The sequence below is a fragment of the Sulfurimonas hydrogeniphila genome (genome assembly GCF_009068765.1).
GTDB lineage: Bacteria > Campylobacterota > Campylobacteria > Campylobacterales > Sulfurimonadaceae > Sulfurimonas > Sulfurimonas hydrogeniphila.
The window spans coordinates 1,211,491-1,234,228 of sequence record NZ_CP035534.1; the positions used below are offsets into that span (position 1 = coordinate 1,211,491).

The following is a 22,738-nucleotide window of genomic DNA, read 5'->3' on the forward strand; positions in this document are numbered from 1 at the left end:
TAATTATTATTAAACAATAATTTATATATTCTTTACTTTGATTTAGGTCTAAATGCCTTTATAACATCCTCGTTTGTTTCTATAAACGGACCTTCAATAAGATCTATACAATAGGGAACGGCAGGAAAAACCGCATCAAGACACTCTCTGATTGATTTTGGTTTTCCCGGTAAATTAATAATTAAACTTTTACCTCTGATTCCTGCTGTTTGACGAGAAAGTATAGCTGTTGGAACATACTGCAAACTTACCTGACGCATCAGTTCACCAAAACCCGGCATCATCTTCTCACATACATTTTCAGTCGCTTCGGGTGTCACATCACGAAGTGCCGGACCTGTTCCGCCGGTTGTCACAACCAGGCAGCATCCTGCATCATCACACAACTCTTTCATTGTTGCTTCAAGCACATCCTGCTCATCGGGAATACATCTGTAAACTATTTCAAATTCACTTTTTAAATACTCTTTCATCGTGTCTTGAATAGCCACTCCGCTTATATCCTCATAAATTCCTTTACTTGCTCTGTCACTTGCAGTTATTACACCTATTTTTATTTCACTCATATTTTTTTCCTTTTTATTTTAATAATCAATATTCACTCTTTTATTTCACGGAGCTAGTATATAAATGCCTAAAGCGTAGAGGCTCAGACCAACGGGAGGATTTGCCCTCGGAGTTTTAGGCATTTATATACGGTAAAATTTCATGAAACCTGCAAAAAGTGATTTGCCTCTTTTATGTATGTAACCGTTGCCACATCCAGAAAAAATTCTTTGGCACTCTTCGTATCAACTATCTGGTCTTTTCCACCTAAATAGACTTCAATTGTTACCCCTTTACCTGCCAGTGTATATAATTTCTGTATATCCCATTCATAGTTTAAAAGTTCATCCAGCTCTTCCAATACTGTCACACTGCGTTCTACTTCTTTTCTCTCATATGGCAAAAAACAGGCATTTATAAACTGTTGCAAATAGACGTTTTCATTTTTCCTGTATGCCATCAGCTGCAGTTTCTTAAACTTTTCATTTTTACTTTGAAAAAAAGCCGGTGAAAAAAGCTGTAAAGTATCTACTCTTTTCCCCTCTTCCAAAGCTTTACATGTAAACTCAAAAGCTTTTATCGCTCCGTAACTGAAACCGCTTACGGTAAAATCACTTTTATACATGTAAGGGTCAAAAAAGTATTTTTCATTTTTTAAAGAAAATCCGCTAAAAAACTTCATTTAAATACTCTTTTACTTCGGTTTTACTAATACTTTCACGTTCCAAAAGAACATATTCGATTTTTTCAAGCACTTTCAAAAGAGATTCAAGTAATACACGGCTCTCTTCGTAAAGCCTTTTAAGCAGGAGTTCCTGCTCTTTTTCATCCGGCAGTAATGACGAGCACATACCATACTCTTCACACATTTTTTTCACAAGTTTTTTTGCTTCATCCAGATCATCTTTGGCACTGCTTGCATGCTCATTGTACTTTATGTCACAGGCAGCTATTCCGGCTAAAAGCATTTTCACCCGAGATTCAAGTTCCTGTTTTATAAACGGCTCATCCGTAGCAGGTGTCAGCTTTTCGTTTGAAAGCATCAGTTTTTCAAAAGCTATATCATAATAGGTTGCCAGCACTACCTTTCCGGCCTGATAGGTTGCCCGGAATGCTTTTTGTCTTTCATTGAGCATTTGAAGTTTTTTCTTTCCAAACATCACTTTGTCTTTTACCTGCTCAAAATGTTCCAAAGTAACATGAAAATCATTCTGTCTCAAAGCCAACAAAGCCGCCTCATTCACAAGTGCTGCCAGTGCGGCACCGTTAAATCCCACAGTCATATTTGCTATTGTTTTGACATCCAGCTCGTGCGGTACTTTTTCCAGATACTTCATCAAAATCGCTTCACGTTCTCGTTTGGTCGGAAGTTCTACAAAAATCCGTCTGTCAAAACGTCCTGCACGCAGCAGTGCCGAGTCTAAAACATCTATTTTGTTAGTCGCAGCAATAACAATCACTCCGCTTGAGCCTTCAAATCCGTCCATTTCAGTCAAAAGCTGATTCAGAGTTGCTTCTCTTTCATCATTTCTGTTGCCGTCTCTCTTTTTTCCTACGGCGTCGATTTCATCTATAAATATAATAGAAGGTGCATTTTTTTTCGCTGCTGCAAAAAGTTCATGCACACGTTTAGCCCCCATACCGACATAAATCTGCACAAATGATGCCCCGCTCTGATAATAAAAAGGCACACCCGCTTCATGCGCAACCGCTTTTGCTATCATCGTTTTTCCAACACCGGGAGGTCCTATTAAAAGCACTCCTTTTGGCATACGCGCACCAAAACTTTTGTATCGCTTTGGATTTTTCATGAAATCTATAATCTCTTCAAGTTCCACTTTAACATCGCTGATACCGCCTATATCATCAAAACTCACATCACTTTTTATCGCTTCAATGTGAGTATTTCCCTCAGAAGAAGAAAGATTTGTATCATTTTTGAGTTCATTTGCAGTAAAAATTTCTCTGAATGATTTTTTTTGCCATTTTCTAAAAGCTAAAGAACCAAGTCCCAAAACCAGTATAAACAGTAACAGATAAAGCAATATATTTGATTCATTGTCAACTTCCACTTTATAATCAGCAAACATATTAGGTGTTACCTGTGAAAAAGGGATTTTATAATATCCTTTTTTTGTTTTTAGGTAAACATATTGTTTCGTAGCAACAACCTTTTCAACATTATGGTTTTGCAACAGTTCTTTGGCCTGTTTCAGGGTTATGGCATCAGCATTGTCCCGAAGCAGAGCAAATAAAATTAATATTATAATAATAAAGGCCGATACATAAATCGCAATTCTGTTTGTTTTAGATTCTGGCATAATTGAAGTCCTTTTTTACTTCATAGTTGGTAACAGTAATCCAGTTTCCAACCAGATCTTCTTGAGACTCTACAACAATTTTATTAAAATGCTGATCAAGCCCGTGATAGAATCCTTCTTTACAAGACTCTATCAGCACCTCAAGCTCTCCCCTGTAAGCCTTTCTGAAATCAAAATTTTTCTGTTGAATCAACTCTTGCAATTCGTGCAGTCTCTCTTTTGCTGTTTTGCCGTTTACCTCCGGCTTCATAGTGGCAGAAGGTGTGCCATCACGCTTTGAATAGGTAAAAGCATGAATGTGTGTCAAAGGCAAATCTCTTGCATTTTGCATAGCTTCTCGCCATAAATCTTCACTCTCCCCCGGATGCCCTGTTATAAAATCTGTGCCTATTGCGTATCCCTTTTCTGCCAGAAGTTCAAACAATGCTTTATCCTGCTTGTAAACATTTCTTCTGTTCATCAGTTTTAACATTTTTGGCGAGGTGTGTTGCAAAGCAATGTGCATATGCTTTTCCATCCACGGCTCATCCAAAATCTCTTTAAATTCATCTGTAATCTGAACAGGTTCAACACTGCCAAGACGTATGCGTCTGACACCACGAATTTGAGACATTTTTTTCATAAGTTTTGCCAAAGATGTTTTTGTATCCTGCCCGTAACTGCCGACATTCGTACCGGTTAGGATAAATTCGCCGAAACCGTTCAGGGCAAGTCTTGCGACCTGCTCTAAAATTCTATTTTCATCCATACTTCTGGCATCACCTCGTACATAGGGAATGATACAGTAAGAACAGCGAAAATTACATCCCTCCTGTATTTTTATAAAAGCTCTGCTTTTGCCTACAAACTCATCCACAACCATATCGTCTATATGGTTCAGATCACCCGGTTCGTAAAAGGGTTTTTCTTTTGCCAAAAGTGCATCTATCTTCTGCTTTTCACTCTGACCGAAAACTCCGTGGATACGGTTCTCTTTTAAAAGAGACTCTCCCTTGGTATGGGCACCGCAACCGGTTAGAAAAAGCTTTGCACCATTGTTGTTTTTTTCTACCTGTGAAATATAGGAACGCACATGGGTATCGGCACCATTGGTAACCGTGCAGGAGTTTATAACGATGACATCGGCTTCTGCTTCATTTTGGGTTATTTCATACTCTTTTAATGAACTCATCATAACCTGAGAATCATAAAGATTTGTTCGGCAGCCAAATGTTTTAAAATATACTTTTTTTGCCCCGCGGACATTTTTTTTACTCTGCATTAGACTATTTCTCCGTTATGTGCACTCGGTGATTCACTCTGCATAGATACATGTAACTTCTGTGTAGGATACGCTATCGTAATATCATCCGCTTCCCTGAATGCATCCAAAATTTCCGTTGAAATGACACTTCTGAGTGTTAAAGTAGCATAGGCATTGGTAAGATACCAGGCTTCTATGTCTATACCGTTTGACTCTATAAAAGAGTAGATTCTTGGTTCTACGTTGGTGTTTTTCAAATTATAATGCTGTCTGAGTTTGTTAAGCTGTTTTCTTGTAATATCCGTATAACCCTTAGAAAATTTCTTAGTAATTTCTTTGACTATATGCATAGCTTTCTTATGGTTGGAGTCAAAGGTAATCGTAATCTTTACACCATCCCAAACCGTCTTGAGCGAATTATGTGTATAGTTTGCAATCATCTGGGTAAAAATATAGTTGTTCGGTATAAATATAATACGGCCTGCTCTTCTGTTGTGCATGATAGATGTCAAAGTTATATCTTCCAAAATCGTCATACGAAGGAGCGAAATATCTAAAACATCGCCGACATATTTCATCCCTCCCATATCTACACGGATTCTGTCCCCTACATGTATACTTCCGCCAAAGACGATAACAAGCCAGCCCAGCATCGACATGAACCAGTCTTTCATCGCAATGGCTATACCTGCTGAAGCAAATCCAAGGATTGTTACAAGATAGGAAGCGTTTTCAATATAGTTAAAAAACAGAATCAAAATTATAATGATGAAATTTGTAAATGTGATGATTTTGTTTGCCATATAAAAACGTTCGTTATCTGTAATATATTTCTTGACAACCAGCTTTAAAAGAAAAAATATAAAAAATACGAACAGTATTGCCATGCCTATTTTTATCAGTCTGTAAACCTGTTTTTCAATGCCTTTGTTGATGTTTATCTCTGCAATATCCAGGCGTTTTTGATAGACATTCATTGTTACATTCATAGTATCAAGTGCCTGTTCAAACATCTCAAGCTGTGCAAGTTTGTTTCTGTATATCTGAGCATATTTTTTGTTTTTTGGCTGCAGCTGCAGAATTTTTTTATAAATCTTTTTCTCTTGTTTTAATTTGCTGATCAAATCTATCAGACTTTCTCTTTTTTTCTTGTACTCTTCAAGATTAGCATTGAGTGTTTTTATCATAGACAGACCGGTAAGAATATCAAAAGGATTGTTTATTTCCGGTACTTTGTCGATATTTGGCGGCGTTATCAGTTCTGAAAACGGTGCAGAACTGTTGGTGCCTTTTAATTTTTCAATCTGTGAAGCCAAAATATTTTCTTTTGATATCAAGGCGATGAGTTCATCTTTGTCGGCATCTGTTTTAGCATGTTTTGCAAGATACCTGATTCTTTTTTTAATGGCATCAAGATTATGCTTCACATCCATAGATGTCAGGTAGGAAGAATAACTTTTCATCCACATGTTTTCATCAGATATATCCGACTCAATGGTGTTTATCTGCTGTTCATATGCTTTTGTCTGTTCAAATGCAAGTGCTTCTTCTTTTGTTGTATCTGTGGCATTTTGTTCAACAGAAATATCTGCCTGCAACAAAGAAGCAAAAAGTATACTAACAGTAAAAATGAAAGACTTTAACAGCATCAGTTGTTTCCAAATGTACGAAGAACACTGAGAATCAACTCTTTATCAACTTTATCTGTAATTTTTACGCCACCAATGCCTACGGGGATGATAAACGTTACAGAAGCATCCAGACTTTTTTTATCCAGGAAGAATGTTTCATAAAAACTGTTGACATCTTCGATGGTATAAGAAGTCGGCAAATCATACTTTTGCAAAAGCTCTTTTACCCTCTGTGCCTCCTGTGGCGTCATCAGGTTCATAGCCACAGCAACTTCGTTCGCCATCACCATACCGATGGCTACTGCTTCACCATGCAAATATGTTTTGTACTTTGTTTCGTTTTCAATGACATGTCCAAATGTATGCCCGTAATTCAGAGCAGCTCTCAGTCCATGCTCTTTTTCGTCTTTGGCGACAACATCTGCTTTTGTCTGTACAGCCTGTTTGATGGCTTCTTGCAAAACTTCTTTATCGTGCAGATCGGCTGTTTCTAAAAATTCAAAGAAATTTCTGTTAAAGGTTACTGCCATTTTGATAATCTCGGCAACACCGGCTCCAAATTCCCGCTTGGGAAGTGTCGATAAAAAATGAGGGTCAATATAGACAGCTTTGGGCTGATGAAAAGCACCTATTAGATTTTTTCCATACTTGTTATTTATACCTGTTTTTCCGCCTACACTGGCATCTACCTGAGAAAGCAGTGTTGTAGGTACCTGCACAAAATCAATCCCACGCTGGTATATACTTGCCGTATATCCTGTCATATCTCCTATAACGCCGCCTCCAAAAGCAATAAGCATTGATTTTCTGTTAAAACGGTGGTTAAACAAAGACTCCAATATCAAATCAACAGAATCCTGGTTTTTATACTCTTCTCCGTCAGGTACTGTAATAATATAAAGTTCTTTTGCTGATATTTTTGAAAGGAAGTATGCCAGATGAAGTCCGGCCACTTTCGGGTTGGTAATAATAGCTACTTTTTTATCAAAATGAACTTTTTTAATCGTATCTATAGTAATGTCATATGAGTTGTCAACTGTTTGTTTTAAAGGGATGTTTACCTGCATTGTCTATCCAAAATTATAATATGCTAGATAATACTTAACTTTTACTAAAAAAGGAATAAATTAACGCTGTTTATAGCTGTACAGGTATAAAAATTTGATGAAAATCATCCAGTTTAAAATAGAGTTTTTCACTGTCAGTTGAAAAAAGAGCATAAATATGGCGTGTTGTGAGTTTGTTTGTAAAAGGAATAATCTGTATAAAATTTTCTTTGTGCTTCAGGAGCCGAATCGGGTTTTCATTTTCTTTGAAGACTTTGATTGACTTGGAAAAAATCGTTGAAAGATTATAAAAATGCTCAATGACCTGTTCTTTTTCATCCTGGTGCTCGTTGATATAATTATAAAGTTCTATATTGAAATTCAGCTGCTCGGCTATATCAAAAATCGTAGCAGATATTTTTTCCAGGTCTCTGTTGTCTGAGAGTATCAAAGCGACATCTTTCACCTTGGAAAAAGATTTTTCTGAGAGTTTCAGTACCGGTACATGTACATCATACAAACATTTTCTCACATGATAATCGGCAAACATTTCTCTTGATACAATCACCAGTCCGACATGATACGACTTTACGTCATGCAAAAATGCAGATCGCAGATTAATACTGTCATAATCTATCTCGACAACAATATCCAGATCTCTTAAATCCTTGATTTTTTCAATAATATCAATATCTGAAGGGTTTACAATTTTTATAACAAGGTCATGTTTGAATTTTTCATGTATATACATTGCATGGTGCACAAGCCCAAGAATATTTGAGTGATTTACAATATTCATATCTATATATAAAAGAATATTTGTTCCAAAAGGCTCAGGGAACTGTCCGAGTTCACGCTTGATCGCTTTGTATACAGAACGCAGAACTGCCGGCTCACCAACAAGCAAAAGAGTGTCATTTGGCTGTATCATGCGTCTGCGCGAAGGCATAATGAGCTTTCTGTTTCTGTATATGGCAACTATACGCCAATTCTTCTGCTCAATCACTCCAATATGCCGATAAACAAAAGAACTGCCAAAAGGCACAAGCACTTCCATTATTTCGCCCTCGCCTATACCGACATTCTGTGCTATAACCGGAACATTTGGCAGGTAATCCAACAAACGGGAGGCCAAAATCTCGTTTGCATTGATGAGTACAACATTCGGATCTTCATTGGTCATATTCCACTGATTTAAGACAACAACCCGCAACTGCTTTTTGACAACACGAATATTTTTAATCGTATTTTCCACTTCAGTCTGATTATCCATCGCTATAACAACCTGGATAAATTCCATTTTTAGCAAATTTGCCAGTTTGTAAAAACTCGTAGGATCAAACTCGTAAAATTTAAACCGTGCAGGGCTTGCATCTTTGAATTTTTTCTCTTTTGTCTGTACTATATAGTATATATTTTCACTCGTATATGTCTCTGCGACCCGTTGAATAAAGTGTTGTCCTATCGGTCCGCTGCTTATTATCAGTATTTTTTTCATTTGAGATCTTTTTTAATAAGTTTCACACCCATTTCAACATGATGTGTGTAGGGAAACTGGTCAAAAAGCGCCATGTCTGTCACCTGATGTGTTTGGCACAATATTTCCAAATCATCCAGGAGAGTCAGCGGATTACATGAAATATAGACTATATGATCATACCTTGAGACAAATTTGCATGAGTATTCGCCCATTCCGCTTCGTGGAGGATCTACAAAAACAGAGTTGATATTGTAGCTGTTGATATCAATATCTTTCATTCTTCTGTACTCTCTTACGCCGTCAAGTGCTCCGACAAAATCCTCAACACTCATACGGACAAATTCTATGTTCTCTACCTGGTTTAAAACCATATTTTCTTTTGCCGCATTGATGGAGGATTTGGATATTTCTGTTGCCAGTACTTTGTTGAATTTTTTTGCAAAAGGTATAGTAAAGTTTCCTGCCCCGCAGTAAAGCTCAAGCAGATCATTTTTCGTATCTGAAAACCTGTCGCTTGCCCAGACAATCATCTGTTCGTTTACTCTCGGATTTGGCTGGGTAAAACTGTTTTCAATATGTTTAAACTTATAGACATCCTTGTTTACATGTAAAGTTTCCGTGACATAATCCTGTCCGACCACAACTTTTTGTTTGCGCGACCTGCCTATGATATATATATTCAAATCTTCTGCTATTTCTGTTGCTTTTTTCTGCCATGCTTCATCCAAAGCCCTGTGATACAATAGTGAAACTACTATTTCTCCCGAGCTTGCACTTAAAAAATCTGCACCGAAAAGCTTAAAGCCTATCTCATGTTTTTGTATGGCTGAGAGCAGTTTTGGCATCAATTCAGCGATATATTCATTGACCTGGGGGCATTCCTCTATCAGAACAACCCCTTTTTTGTCAATATGGTTCATCGCATAGGATATCTCATCGCCAGAGTGCCATATTTTGAACTCGCTTCGTGCACGATAATGTTCATCCAGGGATTTATACACAGAAATATCTCCGTCAAAGTAAGGAGAAAATCTTTCTTTGTTTATCTGTACTTTTTCATTGAGTTGCACTTCATACCCATCTTCATAGACTCTGCAGGCACCACATTCGCCAAAATATTTACAATCCAATTTTACATCCTTAGAAAATATTTATTTTACGGAGGCAATCAAATTGCCTATCAGTAAATTCCAGCCGTCAATCAATACAAAAACAAGTATTTTGAAAGGCAGAGAGATCATAACAGGAGGCAGCATCATCATACCCATAGACATCAAAATAGAGGCCACGACCATATCTATGACCAAAAAAGGCAAAAAGAGCAAAAAGCCTATCTCAAAAGCGGTTTTTAATTCACTGATGATAAAGGCAGGAATAACAATTGAGAGAGGAACATCTGCCACAGTTTTCGGATTTTCCATTTTTCGTATACGCAAAAAGAGCGCCAGATCTTTTTCTCTGGTATTTCTAATCATAAAATTTTTAAAAGGCAGAGTAGTTTTGGTAAAAGCCTCTTCATACCCTATATCCTTGGCTATGTAAGGCTTGATACCCTGCTCATAGGCTTTTGTTCCTATGGGTTCCATCACAAAAAAAGTCAAAATCATTGCAAGCATGACAAGAAGCTGCGTCGGAGGAACCTGTTGGGTACCGAGTGCCTGACGTAAAAACCCGAACACAATGACAAATCGTGTAAATGTTGTCATTACAAGTACCATCGAAGGAGCTAAAAAAAGCAAGGTAAGAACAACGAGTACATTAAGAGAAGAAACAAGCTGTTGCGGTGTATCAGGAGCAGAAAGGCTGAGATTCATTGTAGGCACAACAGGCGATTCTGCCCCAAAACCCAAAGCACTCAATGCCAAAAGTAAAAAAAGAACTCTTATCATTTTTTCTCGACTGTTTTATCTAAAATAGAATTGTTGATATTTTGCGCTTCTTCACTTTTTTTGCCATAAAAATGCAATTCAACTCTTCTGTTTTTTTCTCTTCCTGTGGCTGTTGCATTGGTCGCTATGGGCTGATACTGTGCAAAACCTGTTGCACTCAAACGTGCAGGATCAACACCGTCTAAAATCAACTCATGCAAAACCGCCAGCGCTCTTGCAGTTGAGAGTTCCCAATTGTCCTTATAAGGACTGTTCGGTCCGGGATCTCTGTCATCAGTATGTCCCTGTACATCCACAAGCATATCATTTGGCAACTCTTGAATAATAAGCGTAATCCGCTTCAAAAACAACAAAGCGTCCTGGTTTTCTATCGTTGCACTGCCTGGTTTGAACAACAGTGTTGCCGGCAGTTTTATAACAAAACCGTCCTGAGCCTCTTTTACGGTAATCGCAGGAGACTGTGTTTTTTCCATCATCTCATTCGCATCAGTTGCAGCCTGCTGTACTCTGTTGACCACTTCACTCGTTTCGTCCTGAGAGTCTATAGGCGTGGCTTCAAGCATTCTTTTTTTTGAAATTTCTGTTTGCGTACCGCCCTCAAGAACACTCATCGCCCCTGAGAGTGAACCGATCGCTTCTGAAATCTTTTTTGCATCCATACTTGACATGGAAAGCAGCAAAACGAAAAAACACAGAAGCAGAGACATTAAGTCTCCAAACGCCGCGAGCCATGCAGGGAGGCACTCCTCGCATTCAGGACACTTTTTTTTACCCATCAGTGCTGTCCGTTATTCAAACTGACTGACACGGTCAGCAGGAGCCAGATAGGCAAGCAGTTTTGCTTCAAGCACTCTAGGCGCATCACCGGACTGAATAGACATGATACCCTCAAGGATCATCTCTTTAAGCATAGTCTCTTCATCATTTCTGATAGTCAGGATATTGTAAATCGGTGTTCCGAATATATTACCTATCATTGCACCGTACATGGTTGTAAGCAAAGCAACTGCCATTGATGGACCAATTGCAGAAGGATCTGCCATATTTAAAAGCATGGCAACAAGTCCGATGAGCGTTCCGATCATACCCATCGCACCGGCAAGCCCTGCCCACTGGTTAAATATAGAAGCATGAATCTTATGGCGGGTACTTGTCTGTTCCATGTCAATTTCAAGCAAATCACGAATCGTATCAGGTTCACTGCCGTCAATTGCCATGGAGAGCCCTTTTTTCAAGAATTCGTTCTCTTCATTGTTGACATCACTTTCCAATGCCAAAATACCGTCTTTTCTTGCCTTGGTTGCAAACTCTACCAGTTTTTTGATAAGCTCACCCACATCCTCTTCGGCAGGTTTGATAGCTTTCATAAAAACTTTGGTAAATTTTTTCATTTGCGCCGGTTTAAAGGAGATCATCAAAGCCCCGATACTACCGCCGACAACAATTAAAACAGAAGGAATATCGATATATGCACCGACACCAACACCCATTGTCATGGCCCCGAGCAAAAGAGCCATAATCAAAACAATACCAATGACCGTACCTAAATCCATCCAAAAACCTTATGAAAAATTTATAATTACATTATAATAGCACAATTATTATAAAGAGTAAATTTTATTGACTATCTTTGCGATGAGTAATATAATCAGCCATGCAAGTATCATTGTAATGACCGTATGGCTGAAAAAATGATCGCCGATAACCATTTTATACAGCCCCATACTCCACCCGATTGTCAAAGCAACTGCAGAGGCAATGATTTTGTTTCTCCGTTTGTGAAATAAAAATATCAGGCTCAAAAGCGCAAATCCGCCGCTTGCATGTCCGGCAGGCCAGCATTTGCTTTTGTGATGATGCAGTTTAAATTCGTGAGTATAATTTTGCCAGACTGCCGTTCTGGGATACACTCCGCCATATCTTACTTCATCTTTGGGACAGGGCATATTTGTCTCTCCTTTTATAGAACTTGCAATAAGCGGCACAAATATAGCAGAAAGTATGACAATAATCATGCCTCTTTTGTAGTCATTGACCAGTTTTGTTTTTCTAAAAAAGATAAGTGCAAGCAACAGACTCACAGCAAAGGCAATGAGAAGTTTTTTAATACCGTCGTAAAATATAAACTTGTAAGGCTGCTCACCCCAAAAAAGAACCCATTTATGCGTCGTAAAATCAAAAAACTGATCTTGCAGGCGCAAATCTACATCGCTTATCCCGAAAAAAATGATGCTAAAAAGCAGAAGTATAAAAGTAACAACGAGTTGCTGGTTAATGTTCATCTTTTAAAATATCCAGCTTTTTGTTATACTCTTTTGTATGCACATCAAATATGCCCAGTAATGTATGAAAAAGATCATCTTGTGTATATTTTTCATCTTTACGTTTTCGCAAGGCATCTTCATCCACTTTTTTTGCCATATTTTTTCCAAACCACATCAACGCACCGATATGCACCTGCGCATCAGGAGCCATAAAGTAAGGAAGTCCGTGCAGATAGACACCGCCCTCGCCCAGACTCTCTCCGTGGTCGCTCATATATATCATAGCTGTATCGTATTTATTCTCATATTTTTTTAAAAAATTTATCGTCTTGTCTAAAAAATAATCGGTATACAAAATAGCATTGTCATAGGCATTTGTTATCTCTTGCTGTGTGCAGTTTTCCAACTGGTTTGTTTTACATGTAGGCGTAAACTTCTCGAACGCTTTTGGGTAACGTTTATAATAGGCAGGGCCGTGATTTCCCATCTGATGCAGCACAATTAAAATATTTTTTCCTTTGTTCTTTTGTATAAATTTGTCAAGTCCGACGAGCATACCGACATCTCGGCACTCTCCGTCTGCGCACACAGTGTTGTTTTTGGGAATTTTATAATCTTCATACGGCACACGCAGTGCTACGCCTTTGGAGTCAGAGTTATTGTCTCGCCAAAGAATCGCTACATCATTTGTATGCTTTAACACATCCAGCACATTTTCTGTGCTGATGCCTTTTTTGTAGCTGTAGTCTGATTTGCCGTATTTCGCAAACATACACGGCACAGATGCAGCAGTAGAAGTGCCACAGGAGTAAAAATTTGGAAAATCCACGATGTCATCCTGCGCAAGCAGAGGGTTTGTCTCTCTTTTATAGCCGTTGAGACTAAAATGATCCGCTCGCGCTGCTTCACCCACAACCATAATAACAAGTTTTTTGCGATTGTCGTCATTGACTATTTTGGCATCAAGTCCTATCGGTTTGACAACAAGCGGACCGCTGTTAAATGTCAGATTGATATACTTTCCGATGGAATACATCCAGTATGCCGGATTTATCGAATAGCGCAGGGGCTTATGCTCTCTGACAAAAGATGTATAAAATTTGCTAAACAAAAAGAATGACGCGACAATAACCGCCAAAGAGAGCCCTATGAGTTTTAAACGTGCGAAAAATTCCTGCTTAAAAGGTCTATACGCAATTTTTGCCTTATATACGAAATAAGAAGGCAAAAGACCTAAAAAGACAAAATACAGCACCTGTTTGAGCGTGACCAGATCCAGTGATTCGTGCATATTTGTCTGCAGGGTATTTCGAATCATACTTGCATCAATCACCACATGATAACTGTTCATAAAATAGTTTGTCAGTGATGAAACCAGCAAAAGTGTAATCAAAATCGGTTTGAGTGTGTATTTATAACAAACCAGACTCAGTAGAAATATCATAAAAAAGACTAGAATAACCGCAAGGGAAATCAAAAAGCCTATATTGTGCCAGTTCAGCGGATAGACCTGCAAGACATTGTGAAAAAAGCTGTAATTATCAAATAGAATAAAAAATATGCTGACATAGATGATGAGTTGTGTTTGTGTAATTTTTTTCAAGGGGAAAATCTTCTTTAGTATAAAATATCTTATTACATGTAAGCAAACATAAATAAGTTTGAAATTATACACTTTATAATTAAATAATGGTAACATTACACTTTAAAGTAACTTGTTGGGACCCGTACTTTAGTGCCAATGCATCAAGTTAAGAAAAAAGTTCGATATTCTTTTGGAACCTAGGTTTTAACCTAGGCCTTAGTTTTGAAAGGCACAAAGCCCGCACTGAAGTACGGGTTCCGAAAAAGCCGCTTAACTTAATGGCATTGAGGTTAAAACCCAGGTTACTAAAACATAACTGAGTTTTGATACATAAAAAACAGATAAAGAGCAGACATGAAAAATGAGAAAATAAGCATAATAATTTTGGCAGCCGGCAAAGGCAGCCGTATGAAATCATCGCAAGCAAAGGTTTTACATTCAATCAGCGGAAAACCTATGCTCTACCATATTATAAAAGAGTCCCGTAAAATTTCTGATGATATTACCGTAGTGGTTGCCCATCAAAAAGAAGCGGTTATTGAAACAATGCAAAATTATTTTGAAAACATTCGCTTTGTCGAACAAGACGCTCAAAATTTTCCAGGAACCGGCGGAGCCATGATGCAGGTAGAACCAAAATATGACAAGGTGTTGGTTCTTAACGGAGATATGCCACTCATTACAGCCGATGCACTCAAAGGCTTTTTGGAACTTGAAGCAGATATCATCATGAGTATTTTTGATCTTGAAAACCCTGACGGATACGGTCGCGTCATTATACGAAACAATCATGTTGAATACATTGTAGAACAAAAAGACGCTGATGAAGCAGAACTCAATGTCACAACCGTCAATGCCGGAGTCTATGCCTTTTCAAAAGTAATTTTGGAGCGATATATTCCTGATTTAAGCAATGACAATGCGCAACAGGAATACTATCTTACCGATATTATAGCCATGGCAAATGAGGATGAGTCCAGCATTGTTCCTCTGCTTGTTGATGAAGAACAGTTTAAGGGGGTCAATTCCAAAAAAGACCTCGCAGATGCCGAAGAGATCATGCAAAACAGAATTCGCACAAAATGGATGAACGCAGGTGTGACGATGCAGCTTCCTGCAACGATTTATATAGAAGAAGATGTTGTTTTTGAGGGAGAGTGCATCGTAGAAAACGGCTGTCGCATTACCGGAAAAAGCAAAATCATCAACTCCCATATAAAAGCTGGCAGCGTTGTAGAAGAGAGTATAATGAAAAACTCCGACTGTGGACCGATGGCGCATTTAAGACCGCTTTCAAACATAGAAAACACCCACATCGGGAATTTTGTAGAAGTAAAAAAATCAACCCTCAAAGGGGTAAAAGCCGGACATTTGAGTTATTTGGGCGATGCTGAGATAGACGAAGGCACAAACGTAGGTGCGGGAACCATTACATGTAACTATGACGGCGTGAAAAAATACAAAACAGTCATCGGCAAGAATGTCTTCATCGGCAGCGACTCCCATCTTGTAGCCCCAATAACCATAGAAGATGACGTGATGATAGCGGCAGGAACGACAGTAACAAGCGGCAAAATTAAAAGCGGTAATCTGGTTCTCAGCCGGACAAAAATGCGCCTTGTAAAAGATTTTTATTATAAGTTTTTTGGGAAGAAATAGACATTTGCATAAAAAACTTCACTTATTTCAATTTCTTTATTTTGTAAGTAAAAAATTTTGTTAGAATGCCACATGAATAAAAAACAAATTGCTATTTTAAGTATCGGAAATACATTACACAAAGATGAAGGTATCGCTTTATATGCGAGTAAATATCTGGAGTCCAACTACACTTTTCAACCCAGGGTGGATATTATTCACGGCGGAGTTGAAGGAAAAAACTGCTCAATATATTTATGGAATATCAAGAAATAATTGTCCTTGATGTCATCGGAATTGAGGATGCTCCAGGTTCAATGTATCAGTTCCCTATGGAGACCTTTCGCAGTTTCAGCACAAATGAAGATGATGACGAAACCGGAGTACTCGGGTGTCTTAATTTGCTTGAGAGGCAAGGAGAAACTTTACCAAAAGTCACGCTTCTTGCGATTATTCCCCAGAATATTGAGCCAGGAAGAGGTTTAAGCAGTTCGCTTCTCAAACCCTTTGATGCTTATGTCTTAATGATAATAAAATCTCTTGAAGACAAAGGTATCAACTGTGAAGAAAAAACCGAAAAACAAACACTGGAAAATATAGCAGCTGATCTCACCAGTTAGACAAAACATTGCAGTCACTTCATTTTCACACCATTGAACCTGTTATATTTGCTGATTCAAAAGTGCTTATACTCGGTTCATTTCCCAGTATAAAATCTTTTGAAGAGGGATTTTACTATGCCCATCCACGGAACCAGTTCTGGCCTATATTGGCTGCGATTTACAAAGAACCTGTTCAGACAAAAGAAGAAAAAACTGCCCTGTGCAAAAAACACAAGATAGCCCTTTTTGACAGTGCTGCAAGTCTGCAAAGAGATGCAAACAATTCCAGTGATACCAACCTGAAAAATATCACAGTCAATGATTTTGAAAAACTTTTAGCAGAATATCCAAACATCAAAACCATATTGTTTACAGGCAAAAAAGCACAACAGATTTTTGACAAAGAGTACAAACATCTGAAAATCAAAAAACTCCTGCTCCCCTCAACCTCCCCCGCCTATGCCAGTATGAAATTTGAAGAAAAACTTGCGAAATACAAAGAGGCTTTGCCTCATCCCTTTCAGTAACATTTTGCGTGTTATGTGATATATATGACAAATAACATACAAAATGAGCTGTTATTTATAAATACAGCATAAAACATATACTTTATTTTCAATAATGGTATTGTATTTTTTCAAATTAACTAAGAAAATAATATTTTGGTATATTTTTCAATAAATATCAAAAATTAACAATCATATAAAGTGTATGTTATTTGTTAATTTAAGTGTTTTTGGAATATACTGTTTGTTGATAAATAGTTATATGCCTATTGTATTGTAGGTAAATTTAAAACTATCAAATGAGGATTTAGAAATGAATAAAAGTAAATTAGCTCTCCTAGTGTTAGCAGTATCTGTAATGTTTTTCAGTGGATGTAGTACTGTTCCATTAGAACCAAAAGAAATGTCTGAAAGTGCCAAATCTTTCAACACTCCTCCTGAAGGAAAAGCGGGGCTATATGTTTATCGAGATTCAATATTTGGAACTGCCTTAAAGAAAGATATTTGGATTGATAATAAATGTCTAGGTGAGTCTGCAATAAAAGTTTTCTTTTATCAAAATATCGAAGGCAACAAGGAACATAAACTTTCAACTGAGTCAGAATTTTCAGCTAATAACCTTTTTATTGAAACAAAAAGTGGTAAAAACTACTATATTCGACAGTATATCAAAATGGGTGTTTTTGTTGGAGGGGCAGGTCTTGAAGTTGTAGAAGAAAAAGAAGCGCAGGAAGCTATTAAAAAATTAGACATGGCAAAAAAAGGAATCTGTAGTAAAGAACATCCTGACGATTAAAAGCACAACATATAACAAAACAGAGTAACCAATAAATTACCTAGCGGCAATTTATTGGCTATCTTCAGTCGTTAGTCTACAAGATTAGCTATTATTTACAAATAAATATTTTGGAGTAAAGAATGACAAATATAAAATCATTAGGATTAAAAGTTATAGCAACTGCTATATTGGGATTAAGTTTAATTGGTTGTGGTGGTGGTGGAGGAGGAGATGGATTATCAAATGAAAGTACACCAACTGATACTACACCTGCAACTTATACAGGTACTTTTGTAGATTCACCTGTACAAGGATTACAATATTCTACAGCTACATTATCAGGTATTACCGATAATCAAGGACGATTTAATTATAAGGATGGTGAAACAGTTACTTTTAAAATTGGTAATTTAGTTTTGGGTAGTGCAATAGGAGGAAATGTGATAACACCACTTACTTTTAATGGAGAAAGTGATTTAAATAATATTGGTGTAAAGGCTACAAATATAGCAAGGATTTTACAATCACTTGATGAAAATCCATCAAACAGTGGATTGATAAAAATACCATCTTCATTAAAGAATTTAAATCTGTCAAATATTGATTTAGAATCTGAAGCAGATTTAAATACTATCCTGCAAAAAGCTCAAGATATTACAACAAAAGCTTATGTTTTAAAAGATTCAGCAACTGCTAAAGCAGATATGAAGAAATATATTGGATTATATAATAAATATGAAATAATTACTGCTGGTTATTACTCAGGCATAGGAGTAAGATATTATTTACTAACAATGCCAAGTGATGGAAATATAGTATTAGATAGTACAAGTGCAAAAGCATATTTATATGACACTGATTTAAATATTATAGATTTAAGCAATAATGGTGGCTATTCATGGGGAGCTATAGTGGACTCAAGCAGTGTATCCTTGTCAGCTGGAACTTATATTGTCAAAGTAGATTATACTTCAAATGGTGGTGAAATTATTTTGAACTCTAATGTATTATTCGACCAAAGCAAACTAACACCAATTTCAGCCGGAACATATTCAGGCATAGGAGTAAGATATTATTTACTAACAATGCCAAGTGATGGAAATATAGTATTAGATAGTACAAGTGCAAAAGCATATTTATATGACACTGATTTAAATATTATAGATTTAAGCAATAATGGTGGCTATTCATGGGGAGCTATAGTGGACTCAAGCAGTGTATCCTTGTCAGCTGGAACTTATATTGTCAAAGTAGATTATACTTCAAATGGTGGTGAAATTATTTTGAACTCTAATGTATTATTCGACCAAAGCAAACTAACACCAATTTCAGCCGGAACATATTCAGGCATAGGAGTAAGATATTATTTACTAACAATGCCAAGTGATGGAAATATAGTATTAGATAGTACAAGTGCAAAAGCATATTTATATGACACTGATTTAAATATTATAGATTTAAGCAATAATGGTGGCTATTCATGGGGAGCTATAGCGGACTCAAGAAGTGTATCCTTGTCAGCTGGAACTTATATTGTTAAAGTAGATTATACTTCAGATGGTGGTGAAATTATTTTGAACTCTAGTGTATTAAATTAAAAAAAGGAAACAAAAATGTACAAAATAGAAATGAATTTGTTCAGTCCAAGATGGGGACATGAAGATAGATATAAAATTACAATTAATGAGAATGAAGTTGAAATTAATATGAGCCAGAGGATAGCACGGTATAAATATATTAATGGAAAATTTGAAAATACTTCAAAAGAGAGTTTAGAAAGCATAATGAGAAATGACAATATTCCAATACCGGAAAATCTTGATTATTTTTTCTTTCAATTAATTACTTCAATAATTGAGAATGAAATTACAGAAGAAGATGCACAATTAGAATTGAAAGAGCTTGAAAATTGGATTAATTGTCATACAAAATCATGTCAATTTCCAAATACGGACTATTGGAAAAGCAAAGCTTAAAGCAAAACATAGGTTTAAAGACTAACAAAACAGAGTAGCCAATAAATTACCTAGCGGCAATTTATGGTTATCTTCAGTCGTTATCCGCTCACTGCGCCCCCGTTATATCAGTAGATGAAAGAGGTATTTTGAAAAACATATCAAAACAATTAGATGAAAAAGATATTGAAAAACAAATATTATTAAAACAGATTGAAATAGATAAAAATAAAATTCAAGAATTTCAAACATTAATAAGTAATTCTAAAAATACTTTAATTGAAACCATTATTGAAATATTAAGTTTTAAATTAATTAATTTTACAAAGAAATATATTCAGATTAACAAACAATATACTATTGAAATATCTAAAATTGAACATGAATTAAATAGCCTAAGTTATAAATTACAAAATATTAAAAATGATATTCAACACCTGGAAGAAGAGTTTGAACAGAAAATTTTATTATATAAAAATGAATTAACTAAATTTCAAAATAATTTAGTTAATTTATCTAAATATCAATATATCAATAATTATACTCAAATAGAAATACTTCAAAAGTTAAATGCTATTATAAAAAATAAAGAAAAATTTATGTTTCATGATAAAATCAAAGATTACATTTTAGAGATAATAAATTTCTATAATAATCCACAAAAATGGATAGATGACTCTAATAGATTATTTATTCAAAATGAAAAACTCAATGAAAAAGCTTTTTTTGATACAATAGAATCAAATCCACTTACAAATAAACAACAAGATGCAGTTTTAGTTAATGAAAATAATAATCTGATTTTAGCAGGAGCTGGCAGTGGTAAAACAAGTGTTATTGTAGCAAAAGTTAGTTATTTACTTAAAAAGAATATTTTAAATCCTAATGAAATATTGATTTTAGCATTTAATAAAAATGCACAAGAAGAACTTGAAGAGAGATTTAAACAAAAAAATATACATGTTCAAATAAAAACATTCCACTCTTTTGGTTTAAGTGTCATTGCAAAAGCATTATCTCAAAAACCTGATTTATGCCCTATGACAGAATCTCCTATAAACATGACCAAATTTATTAAAGATACTATTAGAGAGCTTATGGCTTCAATGGGAACTTTTTTTGAAAGTTTTTTAGATTTTATAGCATATTTTAGTATTCCATACAAAAGTGAAGAAGAGTTTAATAGTCGTGGTGAATATTATGAATATCAAAAAAACTATGATATGAAAACATTAAAACATAAAGTTGAAATTAAAAGTGAACAAGGAGAAGAATCTCTCACAACCTTAAAAGAAGAAACAGTTAAAAGCTATCAAGAGTTAATAATAGCTAACTTTTTTACATTAAATGGAATACGATACTTATATGAAGAACCTTATAAATATAAAACTTATACCGTAGAAAAAAGACAATATAAACCTGATTTTTATCTACCTGATTATGATATTTATATTGAACATTATGGTATTGATAGAGATGGGAAAACTGCACCTTACATTAATAACCAAGAATATTTGGAATCTATGAAATGGAAAAGAAGTTTACACAAAGAAAAGGAAACAATTTGTATTGAAACTTTTAGCTATGAATACACAGAAAATACTTTAATGACTAACCTAAAAGAAAAACTACTTCGATATGATATTGTTTTTAGGAAATTAACAAGAGAAGAACTAAATGAATTATTGAAAGATCCTATTGAAAATAATAAATTTGTTAAACTTTTTACTACATTTTTAAATCATTATAAATCAAATATGCATTCATTAGATGATTTAAAACTCAAAGCAAAAGATTCAGAAAGAACAACACTATTTTTAAAACTTTTTGAATTTATTTTTAATGAATATAAGAAATTTCAAGAAAGAAATAATTGTATTGATTTTGATGATATGATAGTAAAAGCTTTAGAAAGTATTGAAAATGAAAAATATAAGCATGGTTTTAAACATATTTTCATTGATGAATTTCAAGATATTTCAACAACGAGAGCAAGATTGATACAAAAATTATTACCTATTAACAATACATCTATAACAGCAGTTGGCGATGATTGGCAATCGATAAATAGATTTGCAGGAAGTAATATAAAAATTATTCAAGAATTTAATAAAATATTTGGTATCACTGAAGTTATAGCACTTGATTATACTTTTAGATTTAATAATATTGTTTCGAATGTTGCCTCAAATTTTATCCAAAAAAATCCACACCAAATACAAAAAGAGATAAAAACAATAAAACAACAAAATCAAAATAAGTTTAGTTTATTGCTATATTGGACAACCGGTAATGATAAAAATGATTTGAAGAATATTTTAGATCTTATTTATAAAAAAGAACAAAAGAAAAACAAAATGATTATGGTATTAGCAAGATATAATTTTTTATTTAAAGATTTAAAAGACTTAAAAGAAAAATATCAAAATTTTAATATTATTTTTTCTACCGTTCATAGTTCAAAAGGTAATGAAGCTGATTATGTCATTATTTTAAATATAAATAATGGTAAATTTGGATTTCCTTCAAAAATAGAAGATGATCCAATTTTAAATATTGTTGTGCCTGAAGGTGATGATTTTGAAGATGCAGAAGAGCGAAGATTATTTTATGTTGCACTTACAAGAACTAAAGGAACTATATTTTTATTAAGCAATATGTATGAGCAATCTATTTTTATAAAAGAATTAATCGATGAAAATCAAGATGAAATATTTTTTTTAAATGACCCAAAAATCCAACTGATGCATTGTCCAGAATGCAAAACTGGTTTTTTGAAAAAACATACAAAAAATAATAATAAAGATAAACATTTTTATGGCTGTAGTAATTTTCCAAGATGTAAATATACAGAAAATATACATTATTGTCCAAAATGCAATAGTGAAGTTTTTAAAGATAAGGAAGCAAAAATAGCAAATTGTTTAAACAAAGATTGTGATTTTCAAGCTGAATTATGTATTAAATGTAGTGGATATATGATTGAGAGAAATGGTAGATATGGTGATTTTTTAGGTTGTGAAAATTATCCAAATTGTGATTATACTCAAAAAATCAATAAAAATAATCATATTGCTTTGGATATGATATAACAAATCAGAACCTGAACGTGCCACCCACCTTTTGTCGTATTCCGCTACGCTGCATACAACAAAAGGCAGGAGTCCCACATCAAAGTGTCTTCCAGAAAATCGCAAACGAATTTTTTTGAAATACACATTAATGGAGCTCAGCTTCGCCATTATCATAAAATC

At 35.2% G+C, this 22,738-nt stretch carries 21 protein-coding genes; 8 read left to right on the plus strand and 13 right to left on the minus strand.

What is annotated here, in order from left to right; genetic code table 11:
- Nucleotides 1–32: 32 nt before the first annotated feature.
- From mog to ETP70_RS06500, 13 genes are all read right to left on the minus strand, one after another.
- Entirely contained in the window at nt 33–566 is a 534-nt protein-coding gene (mog, locus tag ETP70_RS06440; protein WP_151900408.1) for a molybdopterin adenylyltransferase, read from the minus strand.
- Nucleotides 567–706: 140 nt separating this feature from the next.
- Complete coding sequence (gene bioV / locus ETP70_RS06445; RefSeq protein WP_151900409.1) at nt 707–1,228, minus strand: pimelyl-ACP methyl ester esterase BioV; 522 nt, start codon at nt 1,226–1,228, stop codon at nt 707–709.
- Nucleotides 1,215–2,867 carry an AAA family ATPase gene (locus ETP70_RS06450; RefSeq protein WP_151900410.1) on the minus strand — a complete coding sequence of 551 codons (1,653 nt, stop codon included), beginning with the start codon at nt 2,865–2,867 and terminating at the stop codon, nt 1,215–1,217. The genes bioV and ETP70_RS06450 overlap by 14 nt, the downstream gene beginning before the upstream one ends.
- Nucleotides 2,854–4,128 carry a tRNA (N(6)-L-threonylcarbamoyladenosine(37)-C(2))-methylthiotransferase MtaB gene (gene mtaB, locus ETP70_RS06455; protein WP_151900411.1) on the minus strand — a complete coding sequence of 425 codons (1,275 nt, stop codon included), beginning with the start codon at nt 4,126–4,128 and terminating at the stop codon, nt 2,854–2,856. Before mtaB ends, ETP70_RS06450 begins: the two co-directional genes overlap by 14 nt.
- Nucleotides 4,128–5,759: a mechanosensitive ion channel domain-containing protein gene (locus ETP70_RS06460; RefSeq protein ID WP_151900412.1), complete on the minus strand. Its 1,632-nt coding sequence runs from the start codon at nt 5,757–5,759 to the stop codon at nt 4,128–4,130. Before ETP70_RS06460 ends, mtaB begins: the two co-directional genes overlap by 1 nt.
- Nucleotides 5,759–6,808: a 3-dehydroquinate synthase gene (gene aroB, locus ETP70_RS06465; RefSeq protein WP_151900413.1), complete on the minus strand. Its 1,050-nt coding sequence runs from the start codon at nt 6,806–6,808 to the stop codon at nt 5,759–5,761. The genes ETP70_RS06460 and aroB overlap by 1 nt, the downstream gene beginning before the upstream one ends.
- 70 nt (nt 6,809–6,878) lie before the next feature.
- Complete coding sequence (locus tag ETP70_RS06470) at nt 6,879–8,285, minus strand: COG3400 family protein (RefSeq protein ID WP_151900414.1); 1,407 nt, start codon at nt 8,283–8,285, stop codon at nt 6,879–6,881.
- Nucleotides 8,282–9,397 (minus strand): tRNA (uridine(54)-C5)-methyltransferase TrmA, encoded by a 1,116-nt coding sequence (gene trmA / locus ETP70_RS06475; RefSeq protein WP_151900415.1) that lies wholly within the window; start codon nt 9,395–9,397, stop codon nt 8,282–8,284. Before trmA ends, ETP70_RS06470 begins: the two co-directional genes overlap by 4 nt.
- A gap of 21 nt (nt 9,398–9,418) precedes the next feature.
- Entirely contained in the window at nt 9,419–10,156 is a 738-nt protein-coding gene (gene fliP, locus ETP70_RS06480) for a flagellar type III secretion system pore protein FliP (protein ID WP_151900416.1), read from the minus strand.
- Nucleotides 10,153–10,932, minus strand: a complete 780-nt coding sequence (locus ETP70_RS06485; protein ID WP_151900417.1) for a flagellar motor protein MotB — start codon at nt 10,930–10,932, stop codon at nt 10,153–10,155. The genes fliP and ETP70_RS06485 overlap by 4 nt, the downstream gene beginning before the upstream one ends.
- A 12-nt stretch (nt 10,933–10,944) precedes the next feature.
- Nucleotides 10,945–11,709: a motility protein A gene (locus tag ETP70_RS06490; RefSeq protein WP_151900418.1), complete on the minus strand. Its 765-nt coding sequence runs from the start codon at nt 11,707–11,709 to the stop codon at nt 10,945–10,947.
- A 48-nt stretch (nt 11,710–11,757) separates the two neighbouring features.
- Entirely contained in the window at nt 11,758–12,438 is a 681-nt protein-coding gene (locus tag ETP70_RS06495) for a phosphatase PAP2 family protein (RefSeq protein WP_151900419.1), read from the minus strand.
- Nucleotides 12,428–14,023, minus strand: a complete 1,596-nt coding sequence (locus ETP70_RS06500; RefSeq protein WP_151900420.1) for a phosphoethanolamine transferase — start codon at nt 14,021–14,023, stop codon at nt 12,428–12,430. Before ETP70_RS06500 ends, ETP70_RS06495 begins: the two co-directional genes overlap by 11 nt.
- A 336-nt stretch (nt 14,024–14,359) precedes the next feature.
- Here ETP70_RS06500 and glmU point away from each other — a divergent pair, with 336 nt between their 5' ends.
- The 8 genes from glmU (at nt 14,360) to ETP70_RS06540 (ending at nt 22,576) form a co-directional block, all read left to right on the plus strand.
- On the plus strand, nt 14,360–15,664 hold the full coding sequence (gene glmU, locus ETP70_RS06505; protein WP_151900421.1) for a bifunctional UDP-N-acetylglucosamine diphosphorylase/glucosamine-1-phosphate N-acetyltransferase GlmU: 1,305 nt from the start codon (nt 14,360–14,362) through the stop codon (nt 15,662–15,664).
- Nucleotides 15,665–15,736: 72 nt separating this feature from the next.
- A complete protein-coding gene (locus tag ETP70_RS06510; RefSeq protein ID WP_151900422.1) occupies nt 15,737–15,919 on the plus strand; it encodes a hypothetical protein in 183 nt (60 codons plus the stop codon).
- Complete coding sequence (locus ETP70_RS06515; RefSeq protein ID WP_151900423.1) at nt 15,901–16,263, plus strand: hypothetical protein; 363 nt, start codon at nt 15,901–15,903, stop codon at nt 16,261–16,263. Before ETP70_RS06510 ends, ETP70_RS06515 begins: the two co-directional genes overlap by 19 nt.
- A gap of 8 nt (nt 16,264–16,271) precedes the next feature.
- A complete protein-coding gene (locus ETP70_RS06520; RefSeq protein ID WP_151900424.1) occupies nt 16,272–16,772 on the plus strand; it encodes a DNA-deoxyinosine glycosylase in 501 nt (166 codons plus the stop codon).
- 292 nt (nt 16,773–17,064) lie between these two features.
- Nucleotides 17,065–17,547 (plus strand): DUF2846 domain-containing protein, encoded by a 483-nt coding sequence (locus ETP70_RS06525; RefSeq protein WP_223176093.1) that lies wholly within the window; start codon nt 17,065–17,067, stop codon nt 17,545–17,547.
- Between the two features lie 122 nt (nt 17,548–17,669).
- Complete coding sequence (locus ETP70_RS06530) at nt 17,670–19,127, plus strand: autotransporter outer membrane beta-barrel domain-containing protein (RefSeq protein ID WP_151900425.1); 1,458 nt, start codon at nt 17,670–17,672, stop codon at nt 19,125–19,127.
- A gap of 15 nt (nt 19,128–19,142) precedes the next feature.
- Nucleotides 19,143–19,505: a hypothetical protein gene (locus ETP70_RS06535; protein WP_151900426.1), complete on the plus strand. Its 363-nt coding sequence runs from the start codon at nt 19,143–19,145 to the stop codon at nt 19,503–19,505.
- A 128-nt stretch (nt 19,506–19,633) separates the two neighbouring features.
- Nucleotides 19,634–22,576: a UvrD-helicase domain-containing protein gene (locus tag ETP70_RS06540; RefSeq protein WP_151900427.1), complete on the plus strand. Its 2,943-nt coding sequence runs from the start codon at nt 19,634–19,636 to the stop codon at nt 22,574–22,576.
- Nucleotides 22,577–22,738: the final 162 nt, after the last annotated feature.

Excerpts from the sequence above, each read along its gene's own strand:
- ETP70_RS06490 (WP_151900418.1), bottom strand. The coding sequence starts at position 11,709 with ATGGATTTAGGTACGGTCATTGGTATTGTTTTGATTATGGCTCTTTTG.
- ETP70_RS06510 (WP_151900422.1), top strand. The coding sequence starts at position 15,737 with ATGAATAAAAAACAAATTGCTATTTTAAGTATCGGAAATACATTACAC.
- ETP70_RS06470 (WP_151900414.1), bottom strand. The coding sequence starts at position 8,285 with ATGAAAAAAATACTGATAATAAGCAGCGGACCGATAGGACAACACTTT.
- ETP70_RS06525 (WP_223176093.1), top strand. The coding sequence starts at position 17,065 with ATGAATAAAAGTAAATTAGCTCTCCTAGTGTTAGCAGTATCTGTAATG.
- fliP (WP_151900416.1), bottom strand. The coding sequence starts at position 10,156 with ATGATAAGAGTTCTTTTTTTACTTTTGGCATTGAGTGCTTTGGGTTTT.
- mtaB (WP_151900411.1), bottom strand. The coding sequence starts at position 4,128 with ATGCAGAGTAAAAAAAATGTCCGCGGGGCAAAAAAAGTATATTTTAAA.
- mog (WP_151900408.1), bottom strand. The coding sequence starts at position 566 with ATGAGTGAAATAAAAATAGGTGTAATAACTGCAAGTGACAGAGCAAGT.
- ETP70_RS06530 (WP_151900425.1), top strand. The coding sequence starts at position 17,670 with ATGACAAATATAAAATCATTAGGATTAAAAGTTATAGCAACTGCTATA.
- ETP70_RS06495 (WP_151900419.1), bottom strand. The coding sequence starts at position 12,438 with ATGAACATTAACCAGCAACTCGTTGTTACTTTTATACTTCTGCTTTTT.
- glmU (WP_151900421.1), top strand. The coding sequence starts at position 14,360 with ATGAAAAATGAGAAAATAAGCATAATAATTTTGGCAGCCGGCAAAGGC.
- ETP70_RS06515 (WP_151900423.1), top strand. The coding sequence starts at position 15,901 with ATGGAATATCAAGAAATAATTGTCCTTGATGTCATCGGAATTGAGGAT.
- ETP70_RS06450 (WP_151900410.1), bottom strand. The coding sequence starts at position 2,867 with ATGCCAGAATCTAAAACAAACAGAATTGCGATTTATGTATCGGCCTTT.
- ETP70_RS06535 (WP_151900426.1), top strand. The coding sequence starts at position 19,143 with ATGTACAAAATAGAAATGAATTTGTTCAGTCCAAGATGGGGACATGAA.
- aroB (WP_151900413.1), bottom strand. The coding sequence starts at position 6,808 with ATGCAGGTAAACATCCCTTTAAAACAAACAGTTGACAACTCATATGAC.
- ETP70_RS06485 (WP_151900417.1), bottom strand. The coding sequence starts at position 10,932 with ATGGGTAAAAAAAAGTGTCCTGAATGCGAGGAGTGCCTCCCTGCATGG.
- bioV (WP_151900409.1), bottom strand. The coding sequence starts at position 1,228 with ATGAAGTTTTTTAGCGGATTTTCTTTAAAAAATGAAAAATACTTTTTT.
- ETP70_RS06460 (WP_151900412.1), bottom strand. The coding sequence starts at position 5,759 with ATGCTGTTAAAGTCTTTCATTTTTACTGTTAGTATACTTTTTGCTTCT.